The following is a 19,172-nucleotide window of genomic DNA, read 5'->3' on the forward strand; positions in this document are numbered from 1 at the left end:
ATATCGTCGTCAGGCCGGCACGCTGCCGCCAAGCGGCGAAAAGGCGGCCGGTGTCATGATCTTGTTGTCCGCGGTGACGATCAGGTCGCGGATCTTCGGCAGGAAGGCCTGCCAGTCTGGATCGGCGGCAAGGCGCGCGCGACGCGCCTGCCGGTCGTCCAGGCTCGCAAAGCTCCAGATGTGGACGATCTCGTTGACCGGTCCGATCTCCGAGGAGAAATAACCGACGAGATTGCCGAGATGCTTCTTCTGGATCGCGATGCCGGTTTCGCCGACCACCTTGAGGTATTCGGGAATGCCGCCGTTCTTCAGCCGGTAGGTGCGGATTTCGACAAACATCGCCGTCACCGCATCACGAAGGGATCGGGGATCGGATCGTCGGACGTCCGGAGCCACACGGTTTTCGTCTTCGTGTAGTCGAGCGCGGCGGCAAGCCCGCCCTCGCGCCCCTGCCCCGACTGGCCATATCCGCCGAAGGGCGCGATCGGCGAGACCGCGCGATAGGTGTTCACCCAGACGATGCCAGCGCGGATGCGCTTGATCATGCGGTGGGCGCGGGCAAGGTCGCGCGTGAACACGCCGGAGGCGAGCCCGTAGGGCGTGGCGTTCGCAAGCCGCACCGCCTCCTCCTCGCTCGTGAAGGAAAGCACGGAAAGCACCGGCCCGAAGAGCTCGGTCTCCACCGAGGCGGCGGACACGCCGTCGCAGTCGAGGATGGTGGGGACATAATAGAAGCCGCCGCCCTCTCCTGCCCGGCCACCGGTCACAAGTTTCGCACCCGCCTCCAGCGAGGCGGCGACGACCGCCGCGATATGGTCGCGCTGCCGGCGCGTGCACAGCGGCCCGACTTCCGTCGCCATGTCGAGCGGCGCGCCGATGCGGATGGCTTCCGCCTTCGCCTTCAGGATGTCGAGGAACCGGTCCTTCACCGAAGCCTCGACGATGAGGCGCGAGCCGGCGACGCAGCTCTGGCCCGTCGCGGCAAAAATCCCCGCGACCTGCGCGTTGGCCGCGCTGTCGAGATCCGCATCGGCAAAGACGATGAAGGGCGACTTGCCGCCGAGTTCGAGCGAGGTCGTGGCAAGGTTTTCCGCGGAATTGCGCACCACGGCCGCCGCCGTCGCCGGGCCTCCGGTGAAGGCGATGTGATCGACGCCGGGGTGACGGGTCAGCGCGCTGCCGCAGGTCGGGCCGAAGCCTGTCAGGATATTGACGACACCCGCCGGAAAGCCCGCCTCGTGCACGAGCCGCGCGAATTCGAGAAGCGGCGCGGGGCCCTCCTCCGAGGCCTTGACGACCAGCGTGCAGCCGACGGCGAGCGCCGGGCCGATCTTCACGGCCGAGAGGAAAAGCTGGCTGTTCCACGGCACGACCGCGGCCACGACGCCGATCGGCTCGCGCCGCGTCCAGACATCCATGTCCGCCTTGTCGATGGCGAGCGTCGCGCCCTCGATCTTGTCGGCAAGGCCGGCATAATAGCGGTAGTAATCCGCGACATAGGCGATCTGCGCGGAGGTCTCGCGGATGATCTTTCCGGTGTCGCGGGTCTCCAGTTCGGCGAGCGTGCGGGCATTGGCCTCGACGAGATCGGCAAGCCGGTAGAGCAGCTTGCCGCGGGCCGTCGCGGTCATGGCCGGCCAGGCTCCGTTCCAGAGTGCGCGCTGCGCGGCCTTCACGGCACGATCGACATCGTCTTCGCGCGCTTCGGGCATCGCCGCCCAGACCGTCCCGGTCGCCGGATCGATCGAGTCGAACCGTGCCGCGCCGTCTTCGAAGGTTCCGTCTATATATTGCTGGAAGCTCTGCATGGCGGCCTCACCGGAATGCCGGCATGACATCGGCGATGAAGCGTTCGAGCGACGCCTTCTTGCGTGCAAAGCTCATGCCCGTGTCGATCCAGAACGAATATTCGTCATAGCCGAGATCCTCGTAGACCTTCAGCCGCTTGATCACCTCGTCCGCCGTGCCGATCGGCATGTTCTCGCGCATCTTCTGCGGCGTGAGGTTGGGATTGGCGGCAAGCTCTTCCTCGCTCAGACGCTCGATGAGACCCTGGCTGATCGGCCGCTCGTTCTTGAACCAGGCGAAGAAGTAATTGTAGTAGGTGCTCACTTCATTCGCGGCCTGCGCGATATCGGCCTCGTCGGAGCCGACATAGGTGTGCAGCAGCAGCATGATCTTCGGGCGCGGCACGCCCGTCGCCTTCTCGCAGGCCGCATCGAAGCGCTCCATGAGGCTGGCGATTTCCGCCTCGCCATTGGCAAGCGGCGTGCACTGCACGTTGCAGCCGTTGGCGACGGCGAATTCGTGGCTGTTGGGATCGCGCGCCGCGACCCAGATCGGCGGGTGCGGCTGCTGCACCGGTTTCGGCGCGGAGGTCGTCTTCGGGAATTTCCAGAACTCCCCGTCGTGGGCATAGTCGCCCGCCCAGAGCCCCTTGACGGCCGGGATCAGCTCGCGCATCCGCTGGCCGGCGCCCCAGGCATCGAGGCCCGGCAGGAGCCGTTCGTATTCGAAGCTGTAGGCGCCGCGCGCGATGCCCACGTCGAGCCGGCCGCCAGCGATGATGTCGGTCATCGCCGCTTCGCCGGCAAGCTTGATGGGATGCCAGAACGGCGCGATCACCGTGCCCGTGCCGAGGCGCACATTCTTCGTGCGTCGCGCAAGGTCCGCGATGTTGACGAAGGGGTTCGGCGCGATGGTGAAGTCCATGGCGTGGTGCTCGCCGGTCCAGATGGCATGCATGCCGCCCTTGTCCGCGATCTCGCACAGCGCGATGAATTCCTCATAAAGGTCCTGATGGTTCTGGCTGGCATCCAGCCGTTCCATGTGAACGAACAGGGAGAATTTCATGGCTTACCCCTTTGCAGCCACGGCGTGCACGCGGCCCTTTTCCTGATTTCCGAAATAGACGCCGAAATTGCCGAGCGTGCTTTCCTGCGCAAAACGCGTGACGATGTCGCGCACCGCACCGTCGGCGATCTCGGCCACCGGCGGAGCCTGGACGGGAAAGAAGCGGCCGCTCCTTGCCGTCCCGTCTCCCAGTTCGGCGCGGTAGACGACATGTTGCTGGCCGGTTTTCGTGTCCTCGTAGACGGAGTAGAGAAGCCCGGTCATGAGCGTCAGACCCACCGTCTGCGCGATATGATGCTCCAGGGCCTCCATGCCGTCACCCTCGGCCTTTTCGACGAACGGCAGCGTCCAGCCCCCCTTGCCGTCATCGACCAGGAGGAGTTCACCGTTCCGCACGGCGACTGCGCCGAGAAGCAGGCTTTCGGCCGAGGCGAGCAGGCTCTTTTCAGCGAGCGCCGGCGTGAAATACCCGCCGCGCGCATAGCCGAGGCCGGTCTTGCCGCTGTTGTCGAAACCCTCGACCCGGCCGATCAGGATCACATGATCGCCGGCATCGACGACCTCATGCGTCGCGCAATCGAACCAGGCGGCAACATCGGCGAAGACGGGCGAACCGTGCGGGCCCGGCCTCCAGTCGACGGCCGCGAAACGGTCCTCGACGGGGCGGGCGAAGGTGTTGGAAACCTCCTTCTGCCCTTCCGAGAGGATGTTCACGCCAAACCCCTTCGCGCCGGTCAGCGTCGCGTAGTTACGCGAGGTCTTCGCCAGGCAGACGAGGAGCAGCGGCGGATCGAGCGAAACGCTGGTGAAGCTGTTGGCGGTGAAGCCGATCGGCGCGCCCGCATCGTCTACGGTCGTGACGACGGTGACACCGGTCAGGAATGCGCCGAAGGCGTCGCGCAGGGCTCTCGCGTCTGGTATCATGGTCTCCTCCCATGGTCCGTGAGGACCGAATGTTTCAGCTCGTCGCCAGCCAGTCCGCAAGCGCACGGTTCACCGCGTCGGGCGCCGTCAGGTTCACCATGTGACGGTGCCCCTCGATCACCACGGCCCGTCCCCGGCGGGCGGCAGCGGCCATGTCCCGCGTCATGCCGGCGGTCGAATTCAGGTCCCCGTCCCCCGTCAGAAAGAGCGCCGGGCATTCGACCCCGGGCCAGCAATCCGCATAGACCGTATCCCCGCCGGCAAAGGCCGCGTAGGCCGCGGCATAACCTGACGGGTCCACCGCCTGCAGCAGGTCGTGCACCAGGATGTAGGCGTCGGTTCCCGCCTCCTCCTCGGAAAACCAGCGGGCCAGCGGCGCCACCCGGTCGAAGTCGCCGGACCCGATTTCCCGCGCCCGCGCCTCCACAGCCTTCCGCGCGTCCGGCCCCCGCCGGTAGACGCCATTCAACAGCGCAACCCGCCGCACCCTCCCGGGCGCCGTCGCCACGATGCCGTTTGCGATCAGCGCGCCCATCGAATGGCCCGCGACATTGACCGGCCCGGCATCGACCTCCTCCAGGAAGCGCTGGAACCATGCCACATAACGGTGCAGGTCCGGCGCGCCATCGAGCGCATTCGAAAGGCCGTGACCGGGAAGATCGACCGCGATCACGCGATACCCTTCCGCCAGCCGCTCGATCTGCGGCCCCCAGGCCTCGATGCGCATGCCGACGCCGTGGATAAGGACGAGGGCCTCATCCCCCGCGCCCCGCTCCAGATAGGCCGCGCCCGAAGGCGTCTTAGACCGCGGCAGGATTTGCAACATCGTGGCCCAGCTCCTTGAGGTCCTGGTACCGGTCACCGATGCGGTGATGCGGGCGACCGCCAATGGAAGCGCCAAGCGCCAGCACGATCTCGTCGGCGGCCGGCGCGTCCGGGACCGCGCACTGAATGGTGAGGTAGTGCGACCGGCGGCCCTCGTCGTTCTTGTCCATCAGCGGGATCATGATCGGCGCATTCGCCGGGCCGCGCGTGTTGCAGAAGGCGAGATAGGACTTTGCGCCCACGGCGCTGCGGTAGTGGTTGCCGAAACGAAGCGTGTGGATAAGGGCGGACGCATGCTCTACCTCGCCGTCCAGGCCGACGACCGCCGACTTGCCATAGGCTTCGACGGCTTCGCCGGAACCGGCCTCATCGATGATCATCCCGGTCAGGAGCTCGCCGAGGACCGGAGCGACGGCATGGATTTCCGGTTTCAGGTCCTCGACGAAACCGCGGCCAGCCCATGGGTTTTTCACGACGGCCATGGCCGCGATCAGCTTGAGCGGCCGTGCGGCCTTTCTGCCGCCCTCCACGAACGTCGTCTCCACATGCAGCAGCGTTTTCCGGACCAGCGTCACCGAGGCATCCTCCTGTCTTTCATCTGCTCATATTTTGGTATACCATAAGACAAAGTGTCAAGCCATTGTCTCGAACTTTTTTTGCGGCTATGAGTCCAGCATGACAAAGAACGCCGAAAGCCTCGCGGCCCTCCGCATCGAAACCCCGCCGACAACGCTCCGGGAGATTGCGCTCGACCGCATGCGCCGCGCCATCATCGGCGGCCTCTTCGAGCCGGGCGAGCGGCTGGTCGAACGCACGCTCTGCGACCAGCTCGGCGTCTCGCGCTCCGTCATCCGTGAGGTCATTCGCCATCTCGAGGCGGAAGGGCTCGTCGAGATGCTCGCCAAGCAAGGACCGATCGTCGCAAAGCTCGATTGGGATGATGCGCGGCAGATCTACGAGATCCGGGCCGCGCTGGAATCAACCGCGGTCGCCGATTGCGCGCGCGTTGCCGGCCCCGACGTCAAGGCGCGGCTGCGGAAAGCGATGAACGAACTGGAAGAGACATCGAAGCAAAACTCTCCCGTCGGCGTGCTCGATGCCACCACGGAGTTCTACAAGGTCGTCTTCGAGGCTGGCGGCCACAACATCGCCTGGGAAATCGTCAGCCGCCTGAACAGCCGCATCTCGCGGCTGCGCGTCATGACGCTCTCGACATCGAACCGCATGGCGTCCGGCCCCTCGCAAATCCGGGAAATCTTCAAAGCGATCGACGCCAATGACCCCGCTGCCGCCGCCGCGGCCTGCCGCGCCCATGTTGGCGCAGCTTCGGCGATCGCGAAGACGATCCTCGCCTGATCATCCGAATAAAACGCGACCGCCGAAAATCGGCGGCCGTGTGCAGTCATGCCAAGGCTCGATGGTCATTAAAAGCACCGCCGACCGGCATCCCGTCAGCTCAGGAGGTCGGCCGCCGTCCTTGCCAGCGCCAGCGTTCCGAAGGCGATGGACCGCTCGTCCGGCTGATAATGCGGATTGTGCACCTTGTCTGATCGTCCCGGCTGGGAGGAACCGACAAGCAGCCGGAATGACGGAACGATTTCAGCGAAAAGCGCAAAATCCTCGCCGCCCATGCTCGGCTCGTAGTCGAAGGCGACGTCGCCGAGCTGCGCCCTGATCGCATTGACGGTGCGCTGGAGCATGCCCGCATCGTTGAAGATGGGCGGCGTGCCCCGTCTGTAGGTGAGCTCGCATCCTGCCCTGAAGCTCAAACCCACCCCCTCGCAGAGCCGGCGCAGGCCGACCTCCGCCGCGTCGCGCGCCTCCGGCTGCCGGCTGCGCACCGTTCCCTTCAGTTCGCACCGTTCGGGAATGATGTTTCTCGCCTCCCCCGCATGGATCGAGCCGACCGTCACCACGCAGGCGTCGAGCGCCCGCACGTCTCGCGACACGATGGTCTGCAGCTGGCCGATCAGCTGGGCCGCGATGACGATCGGATCGACGGCGGCGTAGGGACGGGCGGCATGTCCGCCCTTGCCCTGCACGGTGATGTCAAAGGAATCGACCGCGGCATTCGCATAGCCGTGCACGATACCGAACTGGCCGACCGGTATTTCAGGCCGGTTATGCAGGCTCAGCGCCATGTCGACGCCCTCCATGACCCCGTCGGCGATCATTTCCCTGGCACCGCCGATGGCCTCCTCCGCCGGCTGGAAGACCAGGCGAACGTCACCGGCCAACCGGTCCTCCAGGCGCTTCAGCACGGCGCCGACGGCCAGCACCGTCGCGGTGTGGAGATCGTGACCGCAGGCATGCATACGGTTCGGGACCTTGCTCGCATAGGCCAGCCCCGTCTCCTCCTGCATCGGCAGGGCGTCCATGTCCGCGCGGATCAGCAATGTGGGGCCGGGCCTCTTGCCGTGAATATGCCCGACGACGCCGGTGCGGCCGACGCCGGTCTGGTGGTCGATCCCGAGGCTCGCCAGGGTCTGCGCGACGAGGGCCGCGGTCCGGACCTCCTCGAAGGCGATTTCGGGATATTCGTGGATGCGCCTGCGGACATCGACGAAACGGGCCTCGTTTTCATTGACGATCGCGGCAATCAGCGACGCCACGTCGTTGACGCCGGAATGGGAAACCTTCTCAGCCACGGCTGACCTCCTGTTCTCGGATTTGAAATTACGGATGCGACCGGGCCCTGGTCGAACGCTCCAGGCGCTCCGTCAGCCGTTCAGATGGCAGGCCGACAGATGTCGCGGCGCCACCTCCTTGCGGATTGGCACCTCCACCCGGCAGCGCTCCATGGCGAACGGACAGCGGGGATGGAAATGGCACCCCTTCGGCGGATCGAGCGGGCTGGGCAGTTCGCCTTCCACGGCCTTGAAACGCCGCTTTCCGGTTTCGATCCGGGGAACTTCCGCAAGAAGGGCCTTCGTATAGGGGTGGTTAGGACGCCGGAAGACATCCTCGACGGGCGCTTCCTCGACGATGCGGCCGAGATACATGATCGCGACGCGGTCGGAAATGTGCTCCACCACCCCGAGGTCATGGCTGACGAAGAGATAGGTCAGGTCCAGCCGGTCCCTGAGGTCCATGAACAGGTTGATCACCTGGGCCTGGATGGAGACGTCGAGGGCGGCGACGCTTTCGTCGCAGACAAGGAATTGCGGCTGCACCGCCAATGCCCGCGCGATGTTGACGCGCTGGCGCTGACCGCCGGAGAACTGGTGCGGATAACGGGCCTTCATGGACGGGTCGAACCCGGCCAGCGTCAGGTAATTGTCCACGTAGGAGGCGCGTTCCGCCGAGGTCGCCAAGCCATGCGTCTTCGGCGCCTCCCAGATGATGTCCTCGATCGTCATGCGCGGATTGAGGGCGGCCATCGGGTTCTGGAAGATCATCTGCGTGGCAAGGCCGGCCTCTTTCTGCTCGGCGGCGGACATCGCCCGGCGATCCACGCCCTTCCACAGGACATTGCCGCCAGTCGGCGCGGCGATCCCGGCGATGACGCGGCCGAGGGTCGATTTTCCGCAGCCGCTCTCGCCGACGAGGCCGACGACCTCGCCGCTGCGGATGCTGAGGCTGACGCCATCCAGCGCATGGACGACCGGGGCGGGTTTCGCCAGCTTCAGGCTGAGCGCGATCTTCGCGGCAAGGTCCGGCCTGGCGCCGAAACGCTGCGTTATCGTCCTGGCCTCGATCAATGGGGTCTCGGCAGCCGTCATGATGCAGATACTTTCGTCACGGGATGGATGCAGCGGAAGGATCGCTCGCCCGCAAGCGCGAGCTCCGGCATGACAAGGCAGCCGTCGTCCGCCCGCTCGCAGCGCGTGCGAAAACTGCAGCCCTGCGGAAGACGGTTGAGGGCCGGCGTCATGCCGTTGATCTGGTGCAAGCGCTCCCCGCGGTGGTTCTGCGACGGCACGGAGGCGATCAGGCCTGCCGTATAGGGATGGCGGGGATCGTTCAGAACCCCGGAGACGGGGCCGGTCTCCACCAGCCGGCCGGCATACATCACGGCGATGTCGTCGGCCAGCCGCGAAACGATCGCGAGGTCGTGTGTGACCCAGATCACCGCGGTCCTTGCCTCTTCGGTGAGCTTCTGGAACTCCGCGATGATCTGGCTCTGGATCGTCACATCGAGCGCTGTCGTCGGTTCGTCGGCGATGATGAGGTCCGGCTTGTGCAGGAGCGCGATGGCGATGGCCACCCGCTGGCGCATGCCGCCGGAAAACTGGTGGGGATAGGCCGCAAGCCGCTCCTCGGGGCTCGGGATGCCGACGAGGCCGAGCGCATCGCGGGCGCGCTGCCGGGCGGCTTCCTTCGATACGCTCTCGTGGGCCAGCACGGCCTCGATCATCTGCGTGCCGACGGACAGGACTGGATTGAGCGTCATCGTGGGATCCTGGAACACCATCGCGATCCGCTTGCCGCGGAGGCGGCGCATCTCCTCCTCCGAATTCCGGCTGATATCGACGCCGTCGAAAAAGATCTCGCCCGCGGCGATGCGGCCGGGCCGTTCCAGAAGCCGGATGATCGAAAAGCCGGTGACCGACTTTCCGGAGCCGGACTCGCCCACAAGGCCAAGCACGCGGCCGCGCTCGACGGAGAAGGACACGTCGTTGACCGCCCGGGTGCCGGGCTGTCCCTTGCCGCCGCCGAACTCGGTGACCAGGTTGCGTACCTGCAAGAGCGCGCTCATGATGCATTCCTCGGATTGAGCACGTCGCGGAGGCGGTCGCCGACCAGGTTGATGGCGACGATGGTGACCAGGAGCGCGATGCCGGGAAAGAAGCTGATCCAGTAGAGGCCCGTCAGCAGATACTGGTACCCCGTCGAGATCAGCATGCCGAGCGAGGGTTCGGTGACGGAGGCGCCGAGGCCGAGGAAGGAAAGCGTCGCCTCCAGGCCGATGGCGCGCGCCACCTGCATCGTCGCGATCACGATGACGGGGGCGAGACAGTTCGGCAGCAGGTGCCGGAAGAGGATGCGCCAGCCCGGCAGGCGGAGCATGCGCGCCGCCTCGATATATTCCTTCTCGCGCTCGACGAGGGCGGTGGCGCGGACGGTGCGCGCATAGGTCGCCCATTCGGCGATGATCAGCGCGATGACGACATTCAGCACGCCCTTGCCGAGGATCGCCAGCATCATCAGCGCCATCAGGATCGTCGGGAAGGACAGCTGCAGGTCGACCAGGCGCATGATCACGGTTTCTGTCCGGCGCCCCATATAGGCGGCGAACAGCCCGGCCGTCGTGCCGATGATGGCGGCGGCGAAGGCGGAGAGCACGCCGACCAGCAGCGACGTGCGAAGGCCGTAGAGAATGCCGGACAGGATGTCCCGGCCCTGGCTGTCCGTGCCGAGGTGATAGACGAGGCCGGTCATGGATTCCGACCCCGGCGGCAGGCGCCCGTCCATAATGTCCAGCTGCATCAGGTCGTAGGGGTTCTGCGGCGATATCCAGGGCGCAAGGAGCGCCAGGCAACAGATGACGAGGAGGGTGACGAAACCGATCGCCGCCGCCGGCGAGGCGAAGAAATCGGCGAGATGCTTGGAAAGCCGGCCGGGTTCCGGAAGCGTCTCTTGCATATCGTGTTCGGCCATGGGTCTAAGCCTTTGAATCCAGCCGGACCCGCGGATCCAGGATGGTGTAACAGACGTCGATGATGAAGTTCAGGACGACGAAGAGCAGGACCATCATCATCAGGTAGGCGACGATGACGGGCCGATCGAGGAGATTGATCGAGTCGATGATGAGCTTGCCCATGCCGGGCCAGGCGAAGATGCTTTCGGTGACCACCGAAAAGGCGATGAGCGAGCCGAATTCGAGGCCGATGATCGTCACGACGGGGATCATCAGGTTCTTGAGCACATGCACTGCGATCACCCGGCGCTCGCGCAGGCCCTTCGCACGGGCGAACTTGACATAATCCTGGGGGAGCACCTCCTGCACGCCGGCGCGCGTCAGCCGCAGGATGAGGGAGGTCTTGAACAGAGCGAGATTGAAGGCGGGCAGGAGCAGGTGCCTCAGCCCCTCCCCGGTCAGGAACGACCATCGCACGCCGAACAGTTCCAGCGTCGGGCCGCGCCCGTTGGTCGGCAGCCAGCCCAGTTCGACCGAGAAGACCATGATCAGCATCAGCCCGACCCAGAATGTCGGGAGCGAAAATCCGAGAATGGAGCCGCTCATGATCAGCTTCGACGAGACCCGGTTCGGATAGAGCCCCGCGTAAAGCCCGAGCGGCAGGCCGAACACGAGCGCGATCGCCAATGCCGAGATCGCCAGTTCGAGCGTTGCCGGCAGGCGTTCCAGGATGAGTCCCATGGCGGGTCGGCCATAGACGAAGCTGTTGCCGAAATCGCCGTGAAGCAGACCTTGCAGGAACAGGAGATATTGGCGCCAGAGCGGCTGGTCGAGGCCGTAGTGGGCGATCACGCGCGCACGCTCGGCCTGGTTGGCATCCGGGTTGATCAGGATATCGACCGGATTGCCGATCACGTTCACGCCGATGAACACGATCACCGTCATCGCGACGACGACGAACACCGCCTGTATCAACCGCCTGATTATCGATGTGACCATTGACTGCTCCAGGGTCCTGTTTTCAGCGCATTGCCCGGCGCCAGGGCGTTTTCCGCTTCGGCCGGAAACACTTCTAGGCGACGGAGATCGCCATCCCGTCACGTTGCGGATCGGCGGCGCCCTTGGAGACCCCGTCCTCGATCCTGATCGCGTGGACCGCCGCGAATGCATAGGTCTGGGATGAGCGGGCCACCTGATACCCTTCGGCGCGCAGTTCGTCCTCCACCGAATGGCGGATGCGGTTGCAGATATCGATGGTGTTCGAGACACCGACGATCCGGGGCGCGACGACAGCCTCGAGCACGGACATGTCGAAGTCGATCATGTTCATGAGGCACTGGGCGACGGCGGGGGCGATGTAGCTCCCCCCTGGCGCACCGATCACGATGCTGGGTTCGTCATCCTTGAAGACGATGGTCGGGGCGGCCGAACTCGGCCGGCGCTTTCCGGGGGCGATGGAACCGGGCTTTCCCGGAACCGGATTGAAGCGGCTCATGGTGCCATTATACATGAAACCGAGGCCATCCGTGATCGCGCCGGAGGGGCTGCCCAGCGTATGGGTCATGGCGACGGCATTGCCTTCCCTGTCGATCACCGAGATATGGGTCGTATCGCGCTGCGACCGATCGAGGCGCGAGACATTGGCCCTCTCGCCGGCCTTGATCGACGCCGCCAGGGCGACGGCATGGTCGCGCGACAGCAGCTTCTCGTAGGGCACGTCGACATAGGCGGGATCGCCCATATGGGCGTCCTTGTCGATCGTCATCCGCTTCATGGCCTCGAACAGGATGCGGATGTGCTCGGCGCTGCCGTGTTGCATCGCGCCGACATCGAACTGCTGCATGACATGCAGGAGTTCGAGCAGCGGGAAGCCGGAACCCGGCGGAGGCGACGTGGCGATGCGGTGCCCGCGATATTCGCCCCAAACGGGCTTTACGCGCGACAGTTCGTAGCGGGCGAGATCCTGCTGGTCGATCAGGCCACCATTGGCCTTGAAATCCTCGGCGATCTGCTCGGCGATCTCGCCATGGTAGAAGATGTCGGATCCGCCGCTGCGTGCGATGCGCTCGAGCGTCTGCGCCATGTCCGTATTGACGAGCGTTTCCCCGACATTGCGGACGTTGCCGTCCTCATGGAAATAGACGCGCCGGCCGGTGGCGGAATAGCGCAGCTTTTCAAGCGTGTTGGCAAAGCCGTCGTTCGACTGGTCCTTGGTCCAGTACCAGTGCATATGGCTGCGGATCATGAAGCCGTCGCGGGCATAGCGGATCGCCGGCGCGATGAGGTCGGCCCAGTCGAACGTGCCGTAGTCCCTGAGGGCCGTCTCGTAGCCTTTGAGGGATCCGGGCGTGCAGACCGCAAGGTAGCCGATATCCGAGATATTGCCTTCCAGAACGTAACCGAAGCCGTCCCGGCTCTGGTGCTTGATCGCGCCCAGCCACATATCCGGCGTCGCCTTCAGCGGTGCGCGGGCGTAGAATTCCAGGATGTCGTGCACGCCCCTCTTCGGCATGTGCACATGCATGGAGCCGAACCCGCCGATGCCGGCCATCTGCGGGTCGACGACGCCCTGGACGAAGGCGCAGGCGAGCGCTGCGTCGATGGCGTTACCGCCGCGCTCCAGGACATGCGCGCCCGCTTCCACCGCCTCGGGCTGCGGCGCGACAATGGTTGCGTTTCTCATCTTGCGCGACGGTCCTTCAATACCTTTGCGAGGAAGGCCTTGACGTGGCCTAGCACCTTGATCCGGTCGTGGGAGACGCCCGGCACGCGCTCGAAGCTCACGTCGACGCCCGCATCGCGGAACGATTCCGCAAGCGCCGCCAGCCGTTCGGGGCGCGTCGCGCCGGCATCGTTCGCGCCTTCCATGTAGTATCGCCCGCCGGGCTGGTGGGTGATCTCCCAGGTCTCCAGGTCGGCATCGCCGACGACCATCTGGACCGGGACCTTTGCAAGCTCCTGCGGCTGGAACGGCCGGCCGAAACGGGCCTCCAGGTCGCGAATGCCGACCCACCAGTCGCGCGTCGGGTCGAGAAGCGTGACGGAACCCGGCGCGCCGATCGAGGCGGCCCAGAGCCTTTCCGGATGGAGGATGGCGAAACGGTGGGTGAAATGCCCGCCGCCGGAGAAGCCGAACATGGCGAAGGTCGACCAGTCCTGGCCGTATTTGGCGGCCACTTCCTCGACCATGGCGAGGACGACACGGTCATAGCGGATGTCGCCCTCCTCGATGAACTTGTAGCCGGAGCGCGCGCCGTCGCCGAGCACGCCGACGGGAAAGATCGGACACAGGATGGCGCAATCGTTGTAGAGGCCGAATTCGGCGAAACCGTCACGGAAGTCAATGGCCGACGTGCGGCCTGTGCCGTGCACGGCGACCAGAAGGTCGAGCTTGCGGCCATCGGCCGCCGTCGGCGGCACGTAGAGCAGCATGTGAAGGCGCGGATCGACCCGTGACGCGAAAATCGCCGTCTGGCCGTAGTCATAGATCGCCGTCGCCCGGGCGCTGGCGTCGCCCGTTCCGAGTTCCTGCATGATCGTCTCCTGGAAAGTCATGGATGGGGGCCGCCTCGCACGGCCCCCGGCCCGCCGTCAGTTTGCGGGCTTCACTTCATAGGCGAGCGTGTACTTGTCGCCACGCGGCGTGTAGGCGACCGACTTGCGGGCGCCGAGCACGACGTTTTCGTAATGCATGGGCAGGATCCACAGATTGTCGAAGGTCTGCTTCGACAGTTCCTCGAGCAGCGGAGCGCGCTCCGCCTCGTCGAGGGTCGAGCTCGCGCGGGCGAGCACCTCGTCGATCTTCGGATCCGAAACGCCGCCGCCATTGTAGCGCCCGGTTCCCTTCGCCTCGTCGCGCGTGGCGACCAGAGCGACCGTCGGATTGGTCGTCTCGCCGGTGTTGACGCCCCATGAACCAAGATAGGTGCTGTACTCGCCCTGCGCATAGGCTTCCGAATACATGGCCCAGGGCATCACCTCGACCTTGGACTGGATGCCGATGCGCGTGAACATCTGGCCGACGGCCTGGAGCACCTCGGCGTCCTTGACATAGCGGCCGGAAGGACCGTGCAGCGTCAGGCTGAAGCCGTCCGGATAACCCGCCTCGGCCAGGAGCGCCTTTGCGGCGGCCGGATCGTAAGCCACGCTCTCGACAGCGTCGCTATGGCCGGCATACCCCTCCGCCACGAACTGGTCGGCGACGGTGCCGTTCTTCTGCATGACGCGGTCGACGATGGCGGGTCGATTGATCGACATCAGCATTGCGCGGCGGACGCGAATGTCCTTGAGCGGGTTCTCGTCGAGGTTGGAACCGTCCGCGGCCTTGACGAAGGGCGACGCGTCGCGGCTGACTTCCATGCCGAGATAGACGAGGCGCGAGGACTGGCCGTTGATGACCTGCAGGCTGTCGCTTGCCTCGACCCGCGCCATGCCGTCGGCCGGAAGGGCCTCGATGATGTCGATCTCGTTCGACAGAAGCGACGCCAGCCGGGCGCCATCGTCGGGCAGGAAGCGCAAGGTGACGTTCGACCAGTGCGACGCGCCGGCGAAATAGTCCTCGTTCCGCTTCATCGTCAGCTCGCCGCCCGGCGTATAAGAGACGAAGGAATAGGCCCCTGTCCCGATCGCACACTTCCCGTTGTCGAAATCCTGGACCGGCGCGTCCTTGCAGTCGGCGCTGATGATGCGGATACGGCTGACCGAATTGAGGATGAGGGGATCGGGGACCTTCGTCTCCACGACGACGGTGAGCGGGTCCTTTGCGGTCACGTTCGCGATATTGCGGGTGTAGGAGGCAAAACCCTGGCTCGGCTTGTCGCGGGCCCGCAGCAGCGAGGCGACGACGTCATCGGCGTCGAATGCGCTTCCGTCGTGAAACTTCACACCCTCGCGCAGCTTGAATTCCCAGTGGGTGGCGTCGATGGCCTTCCACTCGGTAGCCAGTTCCGGGTCGTTGGCTGATGTGCCCGTGAGGTTGATGAGGCTGTCCCAGATATGCCGGGATGTCGCGTTGTTGGGCGCGGAGCTGTCCTCATGCGGATCGATGGTGGTGGGTGTTGTCGACATGCCGATCGTCAGCGGTGTCTCCTGCGCGGCGGCGAGTGCAGGAATAGCGATCGTGCCGAGCAGCGCGACGGCTGCCCGCGTCAATATCTTTGCGGTCATCTGATTAAATCCCAGTTGGAGTTTCCTGCCGGTCTAACGCCAGCCTGACGAGGGGTTCTGAGCCTCTCTTGAACAAAAACGTAAGTTCCCCGGACACCCATTGTCAAACGGAAAACCAGCATGTTACGCTGAACGTAATACACTGCCTTGAATGGCAACAGGATCATTCCTCTAAGGAAAATTCTCCATGAACGACGAGGAAAAAGAAGAGAAAAGATCGACTGTTCAATCGGTTGATGTCTGCATCGACGTGCTTCTGGATGTCGCGAAGAATCCGGACTGCAGGCTGGCCGACATCGCCAGGAACATTGGCGAGACCAAGCCAAGAATCTTGCGAATGTTACGCACAATGGAACGCCGTGGACTGGTCCGGAAGAGCAGCGGTGGGACCTATCGGCTCGGAAACACCGCCATCGTGCTCGGCACGGCCGCATCGACGCAGGTCGATCTGGTCAGAATAGCCAACCCGATCCTGGAAGAGCTCGGGCAGAAGGTGAATGAAACGACCCAGTTGAGGATCATCGACAACGGCGAATCTCTCTGCATCGCCAAGTTCGAACCGACACGGGACCTCCGGGTGCATTCCATGATCGGAAGGCGCCGGCCGCTTCATGCGGGTTCCTACAAGGTTCTGCTCGCCTACCTGCCGCCGCAGGTCCAGGCGCAGATGATTCCCGACAAGCTCGAGCGCTTCACCCCCCGGACCATCACGACCCGTGCGAGGCTGGAGGCAGAGCTGAAACGCGTTCGCGAGGCCGGCCACTGCGTCAGCCGCGGCGAGGTCAGCGATCAGCTTGTGTCGGTATCCGTCCCGGTGCTCGCCTTCGACGGCTCGGTCATCGCTGCCGTGAACATCGCCGCGCCGGCCTTTCGAACACAGGACAACGATATTCCGCGCTATATTGCCCTTCTGAAGGACGCCTCCAGGAAAATATCGGAGGGCCTCGGCTGGTAGAGGTACGGCCGGAGGGAGCGTCGGCAAGTCCGGCCGATGCCATCAGGAAACGGCACCCGTCAACTTCCGCCGCAGTCCGGGTCAAGGCACGCCAGTCGTCGAACAGCGACAGACGAGCGGACGAATCCGGTATAGCATCCGGCTCTTGGCGGTCTGACGGAGCACGGCTGCATGGAAAACGGCCTGATCGAGCGAATCTACGAGGCTGCTTTCCAGCCGCAGGGCTGGATGCGCGTGCTTGAGGACATCGGCGCGCTCGTCCGTTCGCCGGGCGGGGCCCTCTTCGTCTATGACGACGCCCGTCCCGTCCAGTACAGGGCCACGGACGAGGTGGCCGAGGTCGCCCACGAAAGCACGAAACAGTGGCGCGACAGTTCCCGCGTCGCATATGCCCAGAAGAGGCCGTTCTTTGGCTTCGCCATCCTCAACGACTACTTTCCGGCGGAGCTGATCGCGTGCGATCCGTGCCGCAAGAGGCTCGATGCATTGGGGCTGGGCAGCGAGGTCGCCGCCGCCGTGCCGCTTCCGACGGGCGAACTCGTGATCTACGATTTCACCAGGCGGAAGGCCGACGGCCCCCACTCCCGGGAAGACATAGCGACGCTTGACCGCCTTCTCCCGCATCTGGCGCGGGCCGGCCTGATGGCCGCCCATCTCGGGCTGGAGCGCGCGAAGGCGACGACATCGACGCTGCAGGCGATCGGCCTGCCCGCCGCCGTGCTGGGCGGCAACGGCCGGGTCCTGTCGGCCAATGCGCTGTTCGACGGTTTGACCGACCTTTTCATGCCTGTCGCCTTCGGGCGGCTGGCGATCGCGGACATCCCGGCAAACCGCCTGCTGCAACAGGTCATCGAGACGGGGCTAGCACCGGGCGAAAAGATCCAGTCCATAGCGATTGGCGCAAGGGAGGGCCGCGAGGCGTGCGTTATTCATGTCCTGCCGCTCCATCGCAGCGCCCACGACCTGTTTCCCGGAGGCGATCTGATCGTCGCGGTCACCGCATTGCGGAAGTCGTCGATCGTTCCCGCCCCGCAGGTCCTGATGGGTCTTTTCGACCTCACGCCTGCCGAAACACGCTTTGCAATCGAGCTTGCCGCCGGAAAGACCGTCAGATCGATCGCAAGGACCCTCGGGATCGCAGACCGGTCCGCCACCACCTACCTCACCCGCATATTCGAGAAAACCGGCACGCACCGCCAATCGGAACTCGTGTCCTTGCTGACGATGACCCAGCCGTTTCGGTGAGAGGCCCCGCTTCGGAACGGAGGCATGCCGGCTTGGTTGCGCGCGCAACCGGCAGGCGAGCGCCCTCTTCAAATTGACCAGGCTCCCAGGAGGAACAGATGAAACGTCTCGGACTGGCTTTCGCGCTTTCCGTCCTGCTGCTGCCGGTCGCGGCGGACGCCGACGAATTCTATACGATGAACAAGCTTTCCTTCTGCGGGAACGCCGATGCCGGAAGCGTCACCATATCCGCGACGGCCTTCAGCGAAGATGCGAGCCGTGTCGCCGTCGCCACCGAGGGACTTCTTGTCCGCATCTGCGATACGGCGAGCGGGAACGAGGTCGCGGCGCTGTCGGCCGCGACGGCGCTCGACAAGCCCGACGGCCTCCTGGGCTTCGTCGCCTTCAGCGCAGATGGCGCGCGTCTCGCGACAGCGTCCGGCGACAGGATCGTGCGCTTCTGGGATATCGCCAGCGGCCGCCAGCTCGGCGAGCTTGCGCATCCCTCGCCGGTCGTTGCCGTCGCCCTCAGCCCCAAGGGGGCAGGCGTCGCCACGGCGTCCGCCGAGGGGATGGTGCGTCTCTGGGATTCCACGAGCGGCAGCGCAATCGCGTCTCTGCAGCCGTCGCTGGACGTCACCTCCCTATCCTTCAGTCCTGACGGAAAGCAACTCGCCGCAACGAGCCGGGAGGGAACAGTGGACCTATGGGACGCGGCGTCAGGCGAAAAAATCGCGACACTGGAGGGGCATGCCGGCAAGGTTCTCCAGGCGCGCTACAGCTCGGACGGCGGAAAGATCGTCACGGCATCGGACGACAGGACTGCGCGGATATGGAATGCTGCAGATGGCGGCCAGCTGCTGGTTCTGCCCCACGCCTCCGAGGTCCATTCGGCGGCCTTCAGCAAGGACGGTACGCGGATCGTCACGGCATCGGCCAACGAAGCCCATATGTTCGATGCCGTGTCGGGAGGCGAAATCCATGTGCTGCGGGGACACGAAGGCGACGTGAACGACACGGCGTTCAGCCACGACGGCCTGCGCGTGGCCACGGCGGCGGAGGATCGCACCATCCGCGTCTGGGATGTGGAGAGCGGCGCCGGGACAGCCGTCCTGACGGGCCATCTCAACGCCCCCGGCTCCGTTGCCTTCAGTCCGGACGGGCAAAGGCTCCTCAGCACGAGCGGGGTCGAGCCGATCGCGTGGACACGAATGCCGGCGGGAGGCTTCCCCGACGGCTTTTCCGGGATATGGTTCAGCAAGTTCGACGGCATGGACGACTCCGCCGAATTCGCCAGAAGCATGTGTTTGATGAGTCCCATCAAAATCCACGGCAACGGTTTGATCGTCCTCTTCGACGGCATGGGCCAGGACCCGCCCCAGACAATCCTGCATTTGCGATGCGCATCAGACCGGAGCTGCCAGATGTTCGGGGGCGCGCCGGGCCAAAGCCTCGACGCGCAGGGCCAGGGAAATCTCGAGATTTCAGGAGACGACGGCAAGCTCTGCATCGCGGGAGAATGCCGCCCCATCGTCCGTTGCCCGGCTCTGATTTGGAACGACGAAGAGCGGAAGAGCGGCTTCGCCGAGCGTTGGGAAGCCGCAGTCAACGCGCAAGGACAGTGAAGGAGAGCCGTGCGGGAGC

Annotated in this window: 18 protein-coding genes; 4 read left to right on the forward strand and 14 right to left on the reverse strand. The window is 65.0% G+C overall.

Annotation, left to right across the window (positions count from 1 at the left end):
- Positions 1-9: 9 nt before the first annotated feature.
- From AABQ55_RS25840 to AABQ55_RS25865, 6 genes are read right to left on the reverse strand one after another with little or no spacing between them, the layout of a single operon-like run.
- On the reverse strand, positions 10-339 hold the full coding sequence (locus AABQ55_RS25840; RefSeq protein WP_272807982.1) for an NIPSNAP family protein: 330 nt from the start codon (positions 337-339) through the stop codon (positions 10-12).
- A gap of 5 nt (positions 340-344) precedes the next feature.
- On the reverse strand, positions 345-1,808 hold the full coding sequence (locus AABQ55_RS25845) for an aldehyde dehydrogenase (protein WP_272807981.1): 1,464 nt from the start codon (positions 1,806-1,808) through the stop codon (positions 345-347).
- Between the two features lie 7 nt (positions 1,809-1,815).
- Positions 1,816-2,853 carry an LLM class flavin-dependent oxidoreductase gene (locus tag AABQ55_RS25850; protein ID WP_272807980.1) on the reverse strand — a complete coding sequence of 346 codons (1,038 nt, stop codon included), beginning with the start codon at positions 2,851-2,853 and terminating at the stop codon, positions 1,816-1,818.
- 3 nt (positions 2,854-2,856) lie between these two features.
- Positions 2,857-3,777 carry a flavin reductase gene (locus AABQ55_RS25855; RefSeq protein ID WP_272807979.1) on the reverse strand — a complete coding sequence of 307 codons (921 nt, stop codon included), beginning with the start codon at positions 3,775-3,777 and terminating at the stop codon, positions 2,857-2,859.
- A gap of 34 nt (positions 3,778-3,811) precedes the next feature.
- A complete protein-coding gene (locus tag AABQ55_RS25860; protein WP_272807978.1) occupies positions 3,812-4,603 on the reverse strand; it encodes an alpha/beta fold hydrolase in 792 nt (263 codons plus the stop codon).
- The gene (locus AABQ55_RS25865) at positions 4,578-5,177 is read right to left on the reverse strand and encodes an amino acid synthesis family protein (RefSeq protein ID WP_272807977.1); all 600 of its coding nucleotides are present in this window, start codon (positions 5,175-5,177) and stop codon (positions 4,578-4,580) included. The genes AABQ55_RS25860 and AABQ55_RS25865 overlap by 26 nt, the downstream gene beginning before the upstream one ends.
- Positions 5,178-5,277: 100 nt before the next feature.
- Here AABQ55_RS25865 and AABQ55_RS25870 point away from each other — a divergent pair, with 100 nt between their 5' ends.
- Positions 5,278-5,958, forward strand: coding sequence for a GntR family transcriptional regulator (locus AABQ55_RS25870; protein ID WP_245082490.1), 681 nt, complete (start codon positions 5,278-5,280; stop codon positions 5,956-5,958).
- 95 nt (positions 5,959-6,053) lie between these two features.
- Here AABQ55_RS25870 and AABQ55_RS25875 read toward each other — a convergent pair whose 3' ends face one another.
- The 8 genes from AABQ55_RS25875 to AABQ55_RS25910 all read right to left on the reverse strand — a co-directional run bounded on the left by AABQ55_RS25875 (position 6,054) and on the right by AABQ55_RS25910 (position 15,349).
- Entirely contained in the window at positions 6,054-7,250 is a 1,197-nt protein-coding gene (locus AABQ55_RS25875; RefSeq protein WP_272807976.1) for a M20 metallopeptidase family protein, read from the reverse strand.
- A gap of 72 nt (positions 7,251-7,322) precedes the next feature.
- On the reverse strand, positions 7,323-8,324 hold the full coding sequence (locus AABQ55_RS25880; protein ID WP_272807975.1) for an ABC transporter ATP-binding protein: 1,002 nt from the start codon (positions 8,322-8,324) through the stop codon (positions 7,323-7,325).
- Entirely contained in the window at positions 8,321-9,301 is a 981-nt protein-coding gene (locus AABQ55_RS25885) for an ABC transporter ATP-binding protein (RefSeq protein WP_272807974.1), read from the reverse strand. The genes AABQ55_RS25880 and AABQ55_RS25885 overlap by 4 nt, the downstream gene beginning before the upstream one ends.
- A complete protein-coding gene (locus AABQ55_RS25890) occupies positions 9,298-10,203 on the reverse strand; it encodes an ABC transporter permease (RefSeq protein WP_245082480.1) in 906 nt (301 codons plus the stop codon). Before AABQ55_RS25890 ends, AABQ55_RS25885 begins: the two co-directional genes overlap by 4 nt.
- Before the next feature lie 4 nt (positions 10,204-10,207).
- Positions 10,208-11,182 (reverse strand): ABC transporter permease, encoded by a 975-nt coding sequence (locus AABQ55_RS25895; RefSeq protein WP_245082477.1) that lies wholly within the window; start codon positions 11,180-11,182, stop codon positions 10,208-10,210.
- A 73-nt stretch (positions 11,183-11,255) separates the two neighbouring features.
- Entirely contained in the window at positions 11,256-12,866 is a 1,611-nt protein-coding gene (gene ggt / locus AABQ55_RS25900) for a gamma-glutamyltransferase (protein ID WP_272807973.1), read from the reverse strand.
- Positions 12,863-13,717: an alpha/beta hydrolase gene (locus AABQ55_RS25905; RefSeq protein WP_272807972.1), complete on the reverse strand. Its 855-nt coding sequence runs from the start codon at positions 13,715-13,717 to the stop codon at positions 12,863-12,865. Before AABQ55_RS25905 ends, ggt begins: the two co-directional genes overlap by 4 nt.
- Positions 13,718-13,774: 57 nt before the next feature.
- The gene (locus AABQ55_RS25910; protein ID WP_272807971.1) at positions 13,775-15,349 is read right to left on the reverse strand and encodes an ABC transporter substrate-binding protein; all 1,575 of its coding nucleotides are present in this window, start codon (positions 15,347-15,349) and stop codon (positions 13,775-13,777) included.
- Between the two features lie 187 nt (positions 15,350-15,536).
- On the opposite strand from AABQ55_RS25910, the gene AABQ55_RS25915 reads away from it, so the two are divergent.
- The 3 genes from AABQ55_RS25915 (at position 15,537) to AABQ55_RS25925 (ending at position 19,153) form a co-directional block, all read left to right on the forward strand.
- Positions 15,537-16,304, forward strand: coding sequence for an IclR family transcriptional regulator (locus AABQ55_RS25915; RefSeq protein ID WP_272807970.1), 768 nt, complete (start codon positions 15,537-15,539; stop codon positions 16,302-16,304).
- Positions 16,305-16,475: 171 nt separating this feature from the next.
- On the forward strand, positions 16,476-17,549 hold the full coding sequence (locus AABQ55_RS25920; protein WP_272807969.1) for a helix-turn-helix transcriptional regulator: 1,074 nt from the start codon (positions 16,476-16,478) through the stop codon (positions 17,547-17,549).
- A gap of 98 nt (positions 17,550-17,647) precedes the next feature.
- On the forward strand, positions 17,648-19,153 hold the full coding sequence (locus AABQ55_RS25925) for a WD40 repeat domain-containing protein (RefSeq protein ID WP_272807968.1): 1,506 nt from the start codon (positions 17,648-17,650) through the stop codon (positions 19,151-19,153).
- Positions 19,154-19,172: the final 19 nt, after the last annotated feature.

The sequence above is a fragment of the Shinella sp. WSD5-1 genome, assembly GCF_963942435.1.
Taxonomy (GTDB): Bacteria; Pseudomonadota; Alphaproteobacteria; order Rhizobiales; family Rhizobiaceae; genus Shinella; species Shinella yambaruensis.